The organism is Paenibacillus sp. FSL H8-0122, from assembly GCF_038005345.1.
Classification (GTDB): Bacteria; Bacillota; Bacilli; order Paenibacillales; family Paenibacillaceae; genus Paenibacillus_AQ.
In genome coordinates this window covers 340,181-355,326 of the sequence record NZ_JBBOTB010000001.1, presented here as the reverse complement: position 1 = coordinate 355,326, position 15,146 = coordinate 340,181, and the positions used below count along the sequence as shown (strand labels likewise).

Below are 15,146 nucleotides of genomic sequence, written 5' to 3'. Positions count from 1 at the left end.
ATGGGAGAGGACGACATTTATTTTCTTCGGATGAGTTTATTTTTAAAAATGTGAGTAACGGCTATAGTTGAGACTTAAAAGCAACCAAAGGCTGCTTTTTTCAATATATGCTTGAGACAATAAAAAACTATAGATGAGATAAATCGTATTTGTAAGTATTACAATTGAGATAATTCGTAAACAGCAAATATGAAGAATGAAGAAATGCAAGTTGGTACTAAAGAAATCATTTAAAACACATCTTTTTCTACTAACGTCTGCAAAGCTTTCTCAGGTGTTATAGGTGTTTTTAATGCTGCATATACTTGCGAAGACTCTTCTAAGAACAATATCTTTAATTCTTCATTATCTATACAAACACGCTTGTCCTTCAAAAGAACAATACGTTTTATAATACCTGGGGCTATAAACGCAATGGGTTCCAGCGGATTAAACGCTCTCTCATTAAGATTCGGCTTTCCATTAAACCATGTGGCATTACTCGGTCCATTTACATCGAGATATAGAACATTTAAATATTTCCTAAGAGATTGATCAAACTCCTTTAGCTTATAAAGATGTTCCGCCATTCGAAGTATAGTATTGCGATAAAGCCCCCACTGATTATTTTTAGCATGTTCGATTAATTCATCTAATAGCAAATGCCACTCAATATCACTTCCACTTGGTTCAATTCCCCATAATTTGTTTAAGGATTTTTTCTTACTTTCGTACTTTTGAATTCCCTTCTGCATATCATCATAAGTTCCATTTACTTTTGCCCATGCAATATCAATGTTCTCTGCTTGTTGTTCAGTAACTGCCACACGTATCCTCTCTTTATCATTTTTAAAAGGAAGAGTGCGTACAAAAATGTCATGTTGACACACGGGACAAGTTTTTTTACGGGATAATGGTTTTTCAAAATTACTATTACAATATGGGCATTTTGCATCTTCTAAGGGTACCATTCCTTCTTTTAAACTATGTTCTGTTGGAATATTTAAAGAAAGAAGATTTTTAATAATTCGAACAAATCCCATTTACTCATCTCTTTTCAGTATAAGAGTAAGAAGTGTACTAAATTCTAATTGGAACATCAATTCTCGCCTTCGCTACACACTCTCCACTTTTTATAATATAACACTCTACATAATGGTCTCCCCTAAAAGAAGTAGGTTCGATATGAATCAGTTTATTTGTTCGCACTATCTCTCCTCGAATACAGTCTTCTTCAAGCGCTACCGACCCTCGATTTTTCACTTTCCAATATACTTGGTAGGGGGCAGGAACACTCGTTTTTGCCTCAAAGTGTAGAGTATGCCCTGGAAGAAGTGGCTTATGTTGTCTCTTCATTTCGTTTAGCCACCCCACCACACTATCACCTTTTTTAACTTTGCTATCAAGAGTAACCTCATATTTCCTATTCACGGGAAACATAGTGTCTATATATTCCTCTGTCTCTCGGTAATCATAGTAGATTTGAGATTCAGACAATTGAGAATAAGATTTGGCCATCTGTGCTCGTTCTTCTTGTTTTAAGTCAGTCCAATAGGAATGATTAAAGAAGCCTTCCCAGGCTTCAACAGCTTGATTGTAAGTACAATCTGAATCAAATAAAATATCCAGCTTTCCTAGCTTATCTTTAAGCCTATTATAGAGATTTTCCATTTTAACACTGTCACCACTCACAAGTTTTAGGCTATTTTCAGGATCAGTAGGATTAAAAACTTCTTTGTGGTTTGCCAATCTATCTCTAATTTCCGTCATCGTATGATAGAACCTTTCATCAGCCCGTTCATAAAGCTGAAACTTTTCATCAGCTATTACACTTTGAATGAGTCCACCAGGCATATTGACCCAAGCACTCCTGGATTTTGAGAACATTTTCATTAGTCGAACAATTTCTCTAAGTTTGTATTCTTTCTCCTTGTTCTGATCAAGAAACCATTTTGTAATTGCTCGTGGATCCCTTTGTCTCCATTCGCTACCGCAATGCTCGTATTTGTAATTTCCATCTTCATCAACGACTCGACGATAAATTGCAAAATCGATATGGTAATTCTCTGCATAAACTATCCGAACACAATTAGTTTTAGCTTCGGGTTCTACATTAAATTGAGAGCACTTCTTCTTAAGTGCATTAACAATCATATTTTTAGCCGCAGTCGTTCCATCAGGAAGATTATCAAAGACGATGGCTACATCTATGTCATAATCGTTATTCTCATTTTGCACAACCGTAGACATCGCAACACTTCCTTGTACAATAGGAGTCTCTGCTAATTTATAATCAGTCCCCTTTTCCTCATTATATTCTTCCAAACCATCCTTCAACCTCTGTACATTAATATTTTTTTGTTGAATAATAATTGTTTCTCGTTCTTTGGAAGAACAACTTCCTTTTGATAAAAAGTTTTAAATTTACTATTTAAATCAAACAAATTTAATTCCTCCATTCATGGATTGTTAATTCAATAGGTTTTTCTTTTCGAGGCAATCTAATTCTCCATTTGTATTTAGGATTCTCGATTCGAATATGATTGTATATCCATATCTCGGCATCCATTCGGGAGCTAATCGCACTGCCCAATGTATATGTCAATGACGGTTGACCTGCAATAAATAAGTGAATTGTTTGCAAATGAGGATACTGCTGATTAACTTGATCTAAGAGATCTCGAAATTCCTTTTTGTATGCTTTAAGCTGTTCTGAACTTATGATCGCATTTCTATGAGGTGGGTTTAAATGCAGGTAGTAGGAGTTTAGGTCTTGTAGTTGAAGTTCATAGATATCTCCATCGGGAATAGGATAGGTAATTCCCACTTTAATTACAATTTCTTTTGTTATTTGAGTATTCTGTGCCATTTCATTTTTATCTAAAAATAATGGTGGATACTGTAAGGTTGGCTTAGACTTAATACTATCCCATTTAAATTCATTTTGGTTCCATTCAAAAAAAGAAGCATTCAACTTATCTGATAATCTAAATCCCAATAGTACCGTCAAAGGAATATGGGCAAGTCCCAGATAGGCCACCTCTATATCAGAACTGCCATCTATTCGTGAACTGACACGTTCGGCTGCCTTCTCTTGCTCTCTAAGAGCATGCAGAATATTCCCACTGTCGATAGTTTTCATTTCTTCTATCTGATTGATAGAATAGGTTTCCAAATTGAAACCAGAAAAATCCTTATCGATAATTGCATAGCTCACCGCTTGAATAGAAGAATGCTGAATGAGCACTATAGATTTTAATTTTTCTTGTTTTTTAGTACTGAAATAAAATTTCAAACCTAACACTACGAGAGCTCCACCTACAATCACAGAAAGAATTATGTACCAATAATTAAAAGAGTCTTCTGGATCAGGTATGTTTCTGTTGAACTGATCATTATAAATATTAATAAAAAAACTCATCCAAACGTTTTTAGAAAATGCCGAAATGATTATAAGAATACTTCAGCTAACAGAAAGAAATTAGAGGAAGTTATAAATGAACATAGAGATATCGCTTATGAAATTAGCATTTGCTTGAATAGTGGCTTTGATAACATTGATTATGTAATGGCAAATCGAAAAACACTTGCAAAAGTATGGATACGTAATGTATATGAAGATAATCAATTTTTAAAACGATTCTTAACCGAACATTATTCTGAACGGGAATATGAATTATTGTTTTATTTAGATAAACTAAATGAAATTGACGGCTTGCAAAAAATCAGTACACGTATCAAAGAAAAAGACACATTTTATAATGGAGTAATGGGCTATTTCGTTCATTTATCCTCTAAGCTTAAGGGTTTTGAAGTACTTCGGCCTTATAGCCATTCACAAGAAGAATTAGAAACCTATTTTTTCACTCCCCAAGGACTAAAATATATATTTAGAGCTAAACCACTGACTAGGCTTAATTCAAGGAAAATAGATAATTGGGAAGAGAGTGAAATAATTCAGGCTCTACAAAATGATGAAGACTATATGTATATGCATATTCTAGAGTCAATTATAAATGCACTTGAAGCTCAATTTGCACTTCTTCAGTACGCTGATTCAGCTTCAAAATATTTAAATTTGAATAGCGATTTATTGGGTAGGAATATCAGAAGCCTGTCTAATAAAGATAGTTGGTGAGTTCAAGAAAACGATAAATGAAAGCGAAGTTGTTGGAACTGTCTATTGCACAGTTCCATATGCTCATCTAGTGTTGCCTCCGGTTCAAGTTTCACTTGATTTAGCATTTAATCGCCAGATATCAGGAACATGAATCCATTCTTCTTTCCCATCATAAACAGGCACTTCTATTGGCTGAACATAATAGCGAACTTCGTTATCTAGTTCGAGGAAGTAGCAAAAAAGCCGTTGAGATAAAGCTTCCTATTCATCTGGTCTTCCATTATTTACGCTAAAAAACCCCCGATGATATGAGGGTGAAAGTGACTTCTCCGATTATTCACTTTGCGTTTAGGACACAACATGTAGTCATTGTTCCATACATGATTTTCCCATTCCACAAGCACACCCCATTTCAGAAATAATCAATTATAAGCGTATTAACCAATTAATTTTCTAATTTATCTTTACCCACTAATTCCAAATGCATACCTACAATATAATAAAAAAACCAGTATTAGCAAAGATTCTGTTACTACTGGTTTTTTTATCTCAAACATATCAGCAAAAAAGTCTCAGTTATCGATTGAATTAGTCTCAAGTATAGCCATTACTCACAGAAAAACACTTACCTAACGTAATTCCCCCGCTGCCGCATCCCCTCAAACAGCAATATCGTCGCGGCCATTGCAGCGTTCAGTGATTCGGCGCGGCCAGCCATCGGGATCAGGATGCTTTTGTCGACTAGCCGGGCTGTCTCTGGCGAGATGCCTTGGCCTTCGCTGCCGATCAGCAGCCACTGGCTGCCGTGAAAATCATGGGTGTAGCAGGAATCCTCCGCCGTCAGCGAGGTGCTAACCAGCAGCGCCCCGCCCTCCCGCGCCTGCGGGAGAATGGTACTTAGCTCTCCCTCCACTACCGGGAGATGGAACATCGAGCCCATCGTGGACCGGATGGTCTTCGGGTTAAAGAGGTCGGCACAGCCCTGGCCGAGGATGACGCCGTCCGCGCCCGCCGCATCCGCGCTGCGGATGATAGTGCCTACATTGCCGGGGTCCTGGACCCCGTCCAGTACCACAACCAGGCTGTCCGGCTTCGCCAGAATGGCCTCTATCCCCTTCTGCTCCTTCCGCACAATGGCGAACACCGGCTGCGGTGTGCCTGTGCTGCTGCACTTGGCAACCACCGCCGCCGACACACCGATGACCTCCATACCCTGTACGGCCTGAAGCAGCGGCTTCAGCTCAGACGGCATCCCTTTATCGAGGTCGTACGCTAGGCATTCCACATCCGCTTCGGCTTGCAACGCCTCCTGCACTAGATGAATGCCTTCTACGATATATTTGCCGGACCGGTCACGGTGCTTCTTCTCCTGCAGTCCGGCCCATTCCTTCACCCGCGTGTTCTGCGGCGACATAATTTCCATAGGGTCCTACCTTTCTGTTGCTTACAGATTCCTATTGATAAGCCATTTCCAGCTTCGTCAGATTATCCTTCCGTCCGACAATGACAAGGACATCACCCTCGGTCAGGCGGTCCTCCGCTCTGGGGGAGATATTCATTTCCTCGCCCTTACGGATCGCCATAACATTGCACCCATATTTGGCGCGTATATCAAGCTCCTGCAGGTTCTTGCCCAGCATCGGTCCTGAGACCTTCATGTCCAGAATGCTGTACTCCGGTGACAGCTCGATGTAATCGAGGATGTTCGGAGAAGCGAGATGATGCGCCACCCGCATCCCCATGTCCCGCTCCGGGTAGATCACCTTATCTGCTCCGATTTTACCCAGCACCTTGCCGTGCAGCTCGCTTTTGGCTTTGGCGATAATCGCAGGTACGCCCAGATCCTTCAAGATCAGCGTTGTCAGAATGCTGGCCTGAATATCCTCACCGATGGCAACTACCACCACATCGAAGTTACGGATGCCAAGTGCACGCAGCGCCTCTTCATCCGTGGAGTCTGCAGATACGGCATGGGTCACAATATTGGAGATTTCCTGGGTGCGCTGTTCATCTGCATCAATGGCCAGCACCTCATAGCCCATCCCGCTGAGCGCCTTGGCCACACTTGAACCGAAGCGGCCCATGCCGATGATGGCATACTGTTTTTTTGCCATTAAGCCTTGTCCCTCCCGCACGTATAATACATCTCACACAGTATAGCATAAGCCGTTATAAACTTGAATGTTCAGCGCTCCCGCAGGGCACCTTATAAGAAGGCTGCTTACCTGACTAAGCCCCTGCTTTCGAAGTCAGTTTTGCGATGCTGATTCAGGAAGCAGATGCTCACAAAACTTTAAGGAGGCCGATTATGCCAGTCACCCTTGATTTGCGCCAGGCCATCATTCACAAGGTGCACGGCCAGTCCGAAGAAGGTCTGCGGGAGGTCATTGAGAATTCCGTAGACGGGCCGGAAGCCGCGCTTCCCGGACTGGGTGTCGTCTTTGAGATGATCTGGAAGGACCTCGACCCTGCGAAGCAGGACCGGGTTCTCTCTATGCTGCACAGACATCTGGACAAGCTTACCCCAGGGTCCATCACCTCCTAGAGGAGGCCCATCCCGTCAAAAACCTCCGCACCCCACCATGCTGCTGCACAGGTGGAGACGGAGGTTTTTTATAGCCTAGTCGTACATATGCTTAACTGCTCATCCTGCTTCTATTACACCCTTCAAGGCGCAGTCTCCAGGAACTTCGCGGTCGGATTCTTCTCCATCGCGGTCCGCATGGCGTATTCGTTCTCGAACAGCACTACGTAATTCCCCTTCTTGTCGGTAACCAGAGTGGAGTTGATCCGGAACTTGCTGGCATCCGGCTTGTTCTCATCCACGATCCAGCGTGCGAACTGGTAGCTCATCCGCTGCAGCTGCACATCCACGCCATACTCACCCTTCATGCGGTATTCGAACACCTCGAACTGCAGTTGTCCGACTACACCCAGCAGAATGTCATCGAAGTTGACGGTACGGAACACCTGGATCATGCCCTCTTCGGTCAGCTGGTCAATCCCCTTCTGGAATTGCTTCGACTTCAACGCATTCTTAATGGTGACTTTGGAGAAAATCTCCGGCGAGAAGGTCGGCAGCTCATCGAATTCAATATCTCCGGCCTGGCTGAGCGTGTCGCCAATCCGGAAGATGCCCGGGTCGAACAGACCGATAATATCCCCCGGATACGCCTCTTCCACAATGTCCCGGTCCTGGGCAAGGAACTGCTGCGGCTGGGAGAGCTTGATGTCCTTGCCGGCACGCACATGCTTCACACTCATTCCACGCTGGAACTTGCCGGACACGATACGCAGGAAGGCGATGCGGTCACGGTGTGCGGGATTCATGTTCGCCTGGATTTTGAATACATAGCCGGTGAATTTCTCATTCGTCGGTTCTACAGCACCTGCTGTACTGCGGCGTGGTTCAGGCTTCGGCGCAAGCTCCAGGAAATTATCCAGGAACGTCTGCACTCCGAAGTTGTTGATAGCACTGCCGAAGAATACCGGAGTAATCTCCCCGCGCAGCACCTTCTCATAGTCAAACGGATCGCCCGCTACATCCAGCAGCTCCAGATCCGCGCATAGCTGATCATGCAGGTACTCCCCCGCCATCTCCCGGATAATCGGGTCGCGGTAGCTCTCCACCTTCTGTACTTTAATTACGGAATGGTCATCGCCCTGGAACAGCTCGACCTGATTCTTCATCCGGTCATACACGCCGCACAGCTCACGGCCCATCCCAATCGGCCAGTTCATCGGCACCGAGCGGATGCCCAGCACATTCTCCAGCTCCTCCATCAGATCAAACGGGCTGCGGCCTTCACGGTCCAGCTTATTAATGAAGGTGAAGATCGGAATGCCGCGCTTCGCGCAGACCTGGAACAGCTTGATTGTCTGTGTCTCCACACCCTTGGCTACGTCGATCAGCATCACCGCGCTATCAGCCGCAGTGAGCGTACGATAGGTGTCTTCACTGAAATCCTGGTGACCCGGAGTATCCAGAATGTTCACCCGGTGGTCCAGGTAATCAAACTGCATCACAGAGGACGTAACCGAGATTCCGCGCTGCTTCTCAATTTCCATCCAGTCACTGGTGGCGTGCTTGCTTGCCTTACGGGCTTTGACTGTACCTGCCAGACGGATGGCACCTCCGAAGAGCAGCAGTTTCTCTGTCAGTGTAGTTTTACCCGCATCCGGGTGGGAAATAATCGCAAAGGTTCTGCGTTTGTCGACTTCACTCTGAAGCTTATGGTCCGTTGCTTTATTCATTGCACATATCCCTTCATCTATAAATTCATGCTTACTTCTGCCTCTATTGCCGGATCGATCAAATCGGACTGCTATTCATGGATTCAGATCCTTTCCTTAGAGATTCAACGTCTATTTCTTGAACGTAACGTTTACCATGTATAGGATCATCTATAGCGCTAGGCTTAGAAATCTTTATGTTGAAAGCATCCTTCTCAGTATAGCAAAATCCGGCAGAGATTATCTACAAAAAAGCGCCTGTAGTGAAATATCTTGTAATATAAATTCACGTTCAGCAAAAAGATCCCCCCGCAACGAGATGCAGGAGGATCTGTAACAGTTCTTCTTCAGGGACTAGCGGTTAACCTGCCAGACCACATTGTCTTCATCCTGGCCGTTGACCGGCCACCAGTGGAAGCCTTCTCCGGCAAGCAATTGGTCGGCTTCAACCGGACCCCAGGAGCCCGCAGGATAGGAAGCCAAGTCGTTGCTCTCTTCCTTCCACGCCTTGGCAATCCGGTCCACGAAGGACCAGGCCGAGGACACTTCATCCCAGCGGGTGAAGTAGGTGGAATCGCCGCGTGCAGCATCATGCAACAGACGCTCATACGCCTCCGGCGAGTTGATGCCGATCATGCAGCTCTGGCAGAAATCCATGGCCAGCGGCTGAATCTCGGATTCCGAGCCCGGCTTCTTCGCATTGATCTTCACGTAGATGCCTTCCATCGGATTGACACGGATGACGAGCAGGTTCGGCTCGAGCTTGTGCTTCTGGCCCAAGTAGACGTTGGTCGGCATTCCTTTGAACTCTACAACCACTTCGGTGGTCTTCACAGGCAGGCGTTTGCCGGTACGGATATAGAAAGGAACTCCAGCCCAGCGGAAGTTATCCACGAACACACGGGCTGCGAAATACGTCTCTGTATTCGATTCCGGGTCCACTTTGTCTTCCTGGCGGTAAGCCGGAAGCGTCTTGCCCTTGTAGAGACCTTGAGTGTATTGGCCGCGAACTACGTTCTCGCGGACTTCATCAGCGGTCGCGTAAGGACGCAGCGAACGTAGAACCTTCACCTTCTCATCACGGATATCTTCAGCCAGCAGACGGCTAGGCGGTTCCATAGCGATCATCGTCAGCAGCTGCAAAATATGGTTCTGGCCCATATCGCGCAGCGCCCCCGCATGATCGTAATACCCGCCGCGTTCTTCCACGCCCACCGTCTCGCCGAGTGTAATCTGAATGTTGGCGATATGCTTGTTGTTCCACAATGGCTCAAAGAAGGCATTGGCGAACCGGATCACTTCAATATTCTGAACCATTTCCTTACCCAGGTAGTGGTCAATCCGGTAGATCTCCTCTTCCTTGAAGACTTGGCGGATCTGTTCGTTCAGTTCCTCAGCGGATTCGAGATTGTAGCCGAACGGCTTCTCGATGACCAGACGGTTCCAGCCTCTGGCCTGCAGCATCCCGCCTGCCTTGAGGTTGAAGGATACGCTGCCGAACAGCTCAGGCGCAAGCGCCAGATAGAACATGCGGTTGCCCGGAATATGGAACTTCTCCTCCAGCCGCTCCGTCTGCTCATTCAGCTCACGGAAGCCGTCAATATTATTGATGTCGAGTGACTTGTATTCAAAATGCTGTACGAACTCGTTCCATTCCGCAGCATCACCTGCCTGGTAACGGCAGAATTCGCGGATGGATTCCTTCACATCTTCCCGGAATTCATCCTGGGTGCGGGGACGCCGAGCCACGCCAATGACCGCAAAATCTTGGGTCAGCTTGCCTTCACGGTACAAACTGTAAATCGCCGGAAAAAGCTTACGCCGGGCCAGATCTCCGGTTGCCCCGAAGATAAAGAATACAGCACCGGGTGTATGCAGTGCATCAAGGGTTTGATTTTCAGCCATGGCTCCTCATCTCTCTGTATGTAATATAGTTGACATTCATTCTCATCGCCTGGTATGAAACAACATACGACTATAGGCGTGATGTCATTTTATCATAATTGCACGGAGGATGCCATCACATTCCTGACAGTTTTTCTCGGGATTTCGCACTTTTCCATTACTCTTTCTTATGCCTTCACCGGATTACGCTTATATTCCTAGCATCTCACATCTTTTCTTGCCAAGGAAGTACACCACCATTATAACGTCACAACATACATCCAACAATTCAAAGCCTAATATTCTATAGTAATAAGAGGGAGTCCGATTGTCACCCTATTGCTGTTATCCTTGTCATTTTTATGTACAGCCATTTGCATGCCAATCTTATGGTCACCGCTGTTCACGAACCGTTTGATACCTGGAACCGCATAGGATCGGCTGATCGTGGACACATCCTCATAACTTTCTACTGCATGCAATCCACTCTTTTCTGCTTCAATAGTACCTTCAATTGCTGTAATTGCCTCCCCAGGTGATTCCAACGACGAGGCTGTGCCCTGTAAAGATGCGTTCCATTCTGGCGTGATTCCAGCCGCCATCATCAGTTTACCCGTTTTCTCTGCCGCATCCTGAGACCATTCTGCCTTCAGCGGATTCTGGGTTTCGAAGGTTACAAACACATAACTTCCACCCTGTTCCAGATTAGTCCAGAGCATGGATAGCTTGCTGAAATCACCTTGGGAAGCAGCGGCTCTATACGTCATATACCCATCCTTATCACTTCTGGCAACCTTTCCGAGACCAAGCTGTTCTGCCAGCATGGTGGCATTCTCTTCCGATTCATCGCTATCCCCGCTGTATTGTCCCTGCCATTTAAGGACAACACGTAACGTTGTACCTGGAACTATTACCTCTTGCCCAACTGATGATAACAGAGACAACGACTCCGGCAGACCGGCAAAAACTGAAGATTCAGAATCAGTAGCTGATGATACTATGGCTGTGAGCTGTTTATCTCCACTACGGAATCCGGCCAGCATAAACAAAGTTAGACAAAGACAAAACATCAGCAGTGCCAGCTTCCCTTTATTTTGACTGCAACCCCGATCATTCTGCTTCATCTATTCATCTTCCTCTCACTGACTCTAGCAATCTACTACATAGGATAGCCAGAAACAGTAGAGGGTATACGTAGAAAACTAAGTTAGATTAGGAAGATTAGCTTGTTAGTTTTTTAGAGGCTTTTGTAGAATTACTAACTTTAATCAACTTATCAGCTGCATTTAATACAATATCATCATGTGAAACAATAATTATAATTTTATTACTTTTTAACTTATCCAAGTAGTCCATAAATAGAATTGTACTTCTGAGATCAAGGGCCGATGAGGGTTCATCAAAAATCAATACATCTGGATTCTTTAGTAATTGCCTGATTATTGACAACTTTTGTTTTTCTCCACCTGAAAGATTATTAGACTGATCATTTATAATTGTATGAAGACCATCAGGTTGTCTTTCTATACATTCAAGCATATTAAAGTATGTAATAAGTATCTCTATTGGAGTTCTTAACAAATCTGCTTGTTTTCCCATAATTATATTATTTAAGATACTGTCCTCAAACAGAACAGGCTCTTGTTCGGTAAAACCGATATTATTCATTCTTGAATGGACTAAATTAATCTCCTTTATATTCTGTCCATTGTAAAATATATCTCCGGAATATTCGTTAATGTGAAGCCCCAGTATCAAATTAATAATTGTACTTTTTCCTGATCCATTTTCTCCGGTAATACAATAAATAAATCCTTTCTGAAATTCTAAACTCAAGTTTTCAACTACATAGTTCCCATCATATTTGAAGTTAATATTTTTCAATTCTATATTGTTTATGTTATCAACCATTTCACTTCCATCTGGTTGCTCTTCCTTATTGAGAAGTTCAACTATCCTCTCATGGGAGACTAAACTGTCTTGATAGGTTTTTCCCAGATTAAAAAAATACCGTGCAGCCCCCATAAGCATATTAAAATAATTTATAAGAACAGTAAAAAGACCTATTGTTAGATTTCCTTTAAAAACTTCGATTCCTCCTAATATATAAATAAGTACCTGTGCCATAGTTGAAGTTATATTGTCAAATCCTGTGAATATGTATGACATTTTCTGATACGACAGCACTTTAGTTAATAATGTCTTAAAACTATTATTCAATCTATTTTCAAATATCTGATTTGAGGAATGTGACTTAATAAAACCAACGTTAAAAAGCTGTTCGTTTAAGGAAGCAAAAAAATGATTTTGTGCTTCCCGGTGCTCCATACTCCTCCTAAAAAGAGGTTTCCTCAGATATTTATAAGTCAAAGCATAAATTGAAATAAGCACCATTAAAAGTAACGCAATCTTATAGTTGCTTTTAACAAGAATATAAGAAGTGAAAACAATGATAATAAAGTTGATAATTAGGTTAGAGATAATATTTATACAAAAAATTATAATATTATTAGCATCATTATTAATTCTTTGATTTAAATAAACCGTATTCTGATTTTTAAAAAATGTTACTGGTAACTTCTTTACATGATTAAGAATAAAGGTATTAAAATTATATCCAGCAGTAGATTGAAGCTTTGCATATAAGATATTGATTGTATATCCCAGTACTACATTAAGACTACTCAACAGAATTAGCATAATGCAATATTTAAAAAGATAAGTTACATCATTACCACTAACTAATACATCTATAAAGCTTCCAGTAAACAAAGGAAAAACCACGCCAATAATACTTGAAAAGAGTGTGAAACTGATGTAAGCTAACATTCTTTTTTTCTCACCAAAAATAAACGGTTTGCAAAGATTAAAAACCTTCATACTTATCACCTATTATCTTCATAAAGATCCGGAACAACAACATGGACTCAATAAATGAAGCATGTTGTTGTTTTCCGGTTTAACCAAGAATATTTCAGGTTTCTACGGGTACTTCATTAGTTTTCTTTTGAAAAAAGCGCTTTACCTGCTTCTCAAGTACTCCTCTTGTTTTGAAGCAACCACTCTCATGATAACTTCCATGTTCATTAAAGCTAACTACACCGCAACCTCCGCCGCAAGCTGGTAAATAAACACACTCCTTACAGTCAGCAGTTTCTAACGGGTTTCTAGACATCCAATCATAGAAGGCATATCTCAGGTCTGATAAAGCCCCTTCTTCGTCAAGGCGACCAATCATATGCTCTTCTTCACCCACGTGCTCCCAGCATTTATAGACTTGACCATTCGGAGCTACTGTATAAGAGGAATCGCCATATAAGCCACAGTACATCCACTTTCTAAAAGGTTTAGTGCTCATATGAAAACCATGTGATCCAGCAACATCCCATAACTGCTCCAAAGTATCTCCCAGTTCTTCTTCAGAAAAACAATGTCCCGAATAAGATGAACAGGCCGCTGTAGACCCTCTTACAATACCAAAATCAATATGGCATTCAGACAGCCCCTCTTTACTCAACACCTCCAGTAGTTGATATGTTTCGTAAAGATTCGTCTTGTCAACATTTATTCTAATAACTGGTTTTAGCGATCTTGCGCTTGCTAATTTTATTCCAGATAACACTTCATCAAAGGAGCCTTTACCATTCTTGTACATTCTTCTATTATCATGAATATCTTTTGTTCCATCTAATGTAATTTGTATCATTTTGCAGTTATAAAATTCTAACTTGGTTAATATCTCTTCTGTAATCAATGTTCCATTTGTAATGATGCTTGTAACAAGCGACTTGTTTTTTTCTATGCAATAATTATTTAGTTTTTCTAAAATATAAAATCCCATATCAATTTTCAGCAAGGGTTCTCCCCCAAATAAATTGATACTGATTGTATCTGCATTTTTAGTTTCAGCTTCATTTTGAATAAATTTAATGAAATTATCTGCAGTTTTTTCATTTAAGGTAGCATTTCTGGTAAGCCCTGCACCCTCATAACAATATGTACATTTTAAATTACACGCCCAAGTAAGGAGAATAGTAGAAGAAACTGTCCCAACTGAAAATTTTTGTTTATTATGGAAATATGAAAAATACCTATTTTCATCTATATTTTCATTAACAGTAATGCTGAAGTTTTGAAATAATTCTTGTGTATCTAGGTCTAAATCAAAAATATTATTCTGTTCAATCATTTTTTTTGTTATGGAGTCTATCATTACAGAGTGGCCTGTCAGAGTGTTAAAAAGAATATATTCGTCATATCCTTCTCCCTCAATGATGACATTAAATTTGGAATATTTCATAAAATCTCCCTCCAATTTGATCCACCCTTGTCAGTTTTTTCAGACAAGGGTGGATGTTAATTTTTAAGTATTATTTCTCAGTAATACACCATTGAACTGCACAACCGTCTTCAGAGTCTGACCAACAAAAGTTAGTAAAACAAACAATAAAGCATCCGGCAGTCTTGATATCGCTCTCATATATGTTTCCAGCGTATTTATTATGTTTCATAATTTATTACCTCCTTAGTATTAGCTAGCTTGTCCAGGCGCTGAGAACAAATCCACAATACAAGCATCTATCGGGCAGGCATCTACCGGACACATCTGTATCAAACAAGCATTACCTGCGCAAGCAACTGCAGCGCACCCTGCAACTACACATCCAACTACCCCACAAGCATTACCAAGGCAAGTTGCACTACCACATATGTTATTAGTTCCACATGCATTTCCCGCACACGGAGATGTGCCAGTTGGACTATAAGCATTTCCTAAATATGTTGCCATAATCTAATTCTCCTCCATTTTATTTAGTCGTTTTAGCTAAGTTCCTAACTTCATGCACAAAATATCGGGGGGCTTCTTTTCAAGAATTTCACCTCTTTTTAATTTGAATGTATGTATAAAGGTATAGAACCCTCTTACATA

13 protein-coding genes are annotated in these 15,146 nt (G+C 42.1%); 2 read left to right on the top strand and 11 right to left on the bottom strand.

Features of this window, described 5'->3' with window-relative positions; genetic code table 11:
• Positions 1-230: 230 nt before the first annotated feature.
• The 3 genes from NSS64_RS01650 to NSS64_RS01640 all read right to left on the bottom strand — a co-directional run bounded on the left by NSS64_RS01650 (position 231) and on the right by NSS64_RS01640 (position 3,283).
• Positions 231-1,022, bottom strand: coding sequence for a hypothetical protein (locus NSS64_RS01650; RefSeq protein ID WP_341138999.1), 792 nt, complete (start codon positions 1,020-1,022; stop codon positions 231-233).
• A 37-nt stretch (positions 1,023-1,059) separates the two neighbouring features.
• Positions 1,060-2,304, bottom strand: coding sequence for a nucleotide-binding domain-containing protein (locus NSS64_RS01645; protein ID WP_341138998.1), 1,245 nt, complete (start codon positions 2,302-2,304; stop codon positions 1,060-1,062).
• 121 nt (positions 2,305-2,425) lie between these two features.
• The gene (locus NSS64_RS01640; RefSeq protein WP_341138997.1) at positions 2,426-3,283 is read right to left on the bottom strand and encodes an SAVED domain-containing protein; all 858 of its coding nucleotides are present in this window, start codon (positions 3,281-3,283) and stop codon (positions 2,426-2,428) included.
• A 231-nt stretch (positions 3,284-3,514) separates the two neighbouring features.
• Between NSS64_RS01640 and NSS64_RS01635 the strand changes: the two genes are divergently transcribed.
• Positions 3,515-4,117 (top strand): hypothetical protein, encoded by a 603-nt coding sequence (locus NSS64_RS01635; RefSeq protein ID WP_341138996.1) that lies wholly within the window; start codon positions 3,515-3,517, stop codon positions 4,115-4,117.
• 607 nt (positions 4,118-4,724) lie between these two features.
• Here the strand turns inward: NSS64_RS01635 and NSS64_RS01630 are convergent.
• Positions 4,725-5,522, bottom strand: a complete 798-nt coding sequence (locus NSS64_RS01630; RefSeq protein WP_341138995.1) for a TrmH family RNA methyltransferase — start codon at positions 5,520-5,522, stop codon at positions 4,725-4,727.
• Between the two features lie 31 nt (positions 5,523-5,553).
• The gene (locus tag NSS64_RS01625) at positions 5,554-6,213 is read right to left on the bottom strand and encodes a potassium channel family protein (RefSeq protein WP_340938132.1); all 660 of its coding nucleotides are present in this window, start codon (positions 6,211-6,213) and stop codon (positions 5,554-5,556) included.
• A gap of 194 nt (positions 6,214-6,407) precedes the next feature.
• Here NSS64_RS01625 and NSS64_RS01620 point away from each other — a divergent pair, with 194 nt between their 5' ends.
• Positions 6,408-6,644 carry a small acid-soluble spore protein SspI gene (locus tag NSS64_RS01620; protein WP_036700271.1) on the top strand — a complete coding sequence of 79 codons (237 nt, stop codon included), beginning with the start codon at positions 6,408-6,410 and terminating at the stop codon, positions 6,642-6,644.
• Positions 6,645-6,766: 122 nt separating this feature from the next.
• Here NSS64_RS01620 and NSS64_RS01615 read toward each other — a convergent pair whose 3' ends face one another.
• The 6 genes from NSS64_RS01615 to NSS64_RS32700 form a co-directional block, all read right to left on the bottom strand.
• Positions 6,767-8,353, bottom strand: a complete 1,587-nt coding sequence (locus NSS64_RS01615; RefSeq protein ID WP_340938131.1) for a peptide chain release factor 3 — start codon at positions 8,351-8,353, stop codon at positions 6,767-6,769.
• A gap of 333 nt (positions 8,354-8,686) precedes the next feature.
• On the bottom strand, positions 8,687-10,237 hold the full coding sequence (zwf, locus tag NSS64_RS01610; RefSeq protein WP_036731156.1) for a glucose-6-phosphate dehydrogenase: 1,551 nt from the start codon (positions 10,235-10,237) through the stop codon (positions 8,687-8,689).
• A 275-nt stretch (positions 10,238-10,512) separates the two neighbouring features.
• Complete coding sequence (locus NSS64_RS01605; RefSeq protein WP_341138994.1) at positions 10,513-11,340, bottom strand: YwmB family TATA-box binding protein; 828 nt, start codon at positions 11,338-11,340, stop codon at positions 10,513-10,515.
• 97 nt (positions 11,341-11,437) lie between these two features.
• A complete protein-coding gene (locus tag NSS64_RS01600) occupies positions 11,438-13,096 on the bottom strand; it encodes an ABC transporter ATP-binding protein (protein ID WP_341138993.1) in 1,659 nt (552 codons plus the stop codon).
• 94 nt (positions 13,097-13,190) lie between these two features.
• Positions 13,191-14,516, bottom strand: coding sequence for a Cys-every-fifth radical SAM/SPASM peptide maturase CefB (locus tag NSS64_RS01595; RefSeq protein ID WP_341138992.1), 1,326 nt, complete (start codon positions 14,514-14,516; stop codon positions 13,191-13,193).
• Between the two features lie 231 nt (positions 14,517-14,747).
• Positions 14,748-15,005 carry a Cys-every-fifth RiPP peptide CefA gene (locus NSS64_RS32700; protein WP_445667766.1) on the bottom strand — a complete coding sequence of 86 codons (258 nt, stop codon included), beginning with the start codon at positions 15,003-15,005 and terminating at the stop codon, positions 14,748-14,750.
• Between the last annotated feature and the right edge of the window lie 141 nt (positions 15,006-15,146).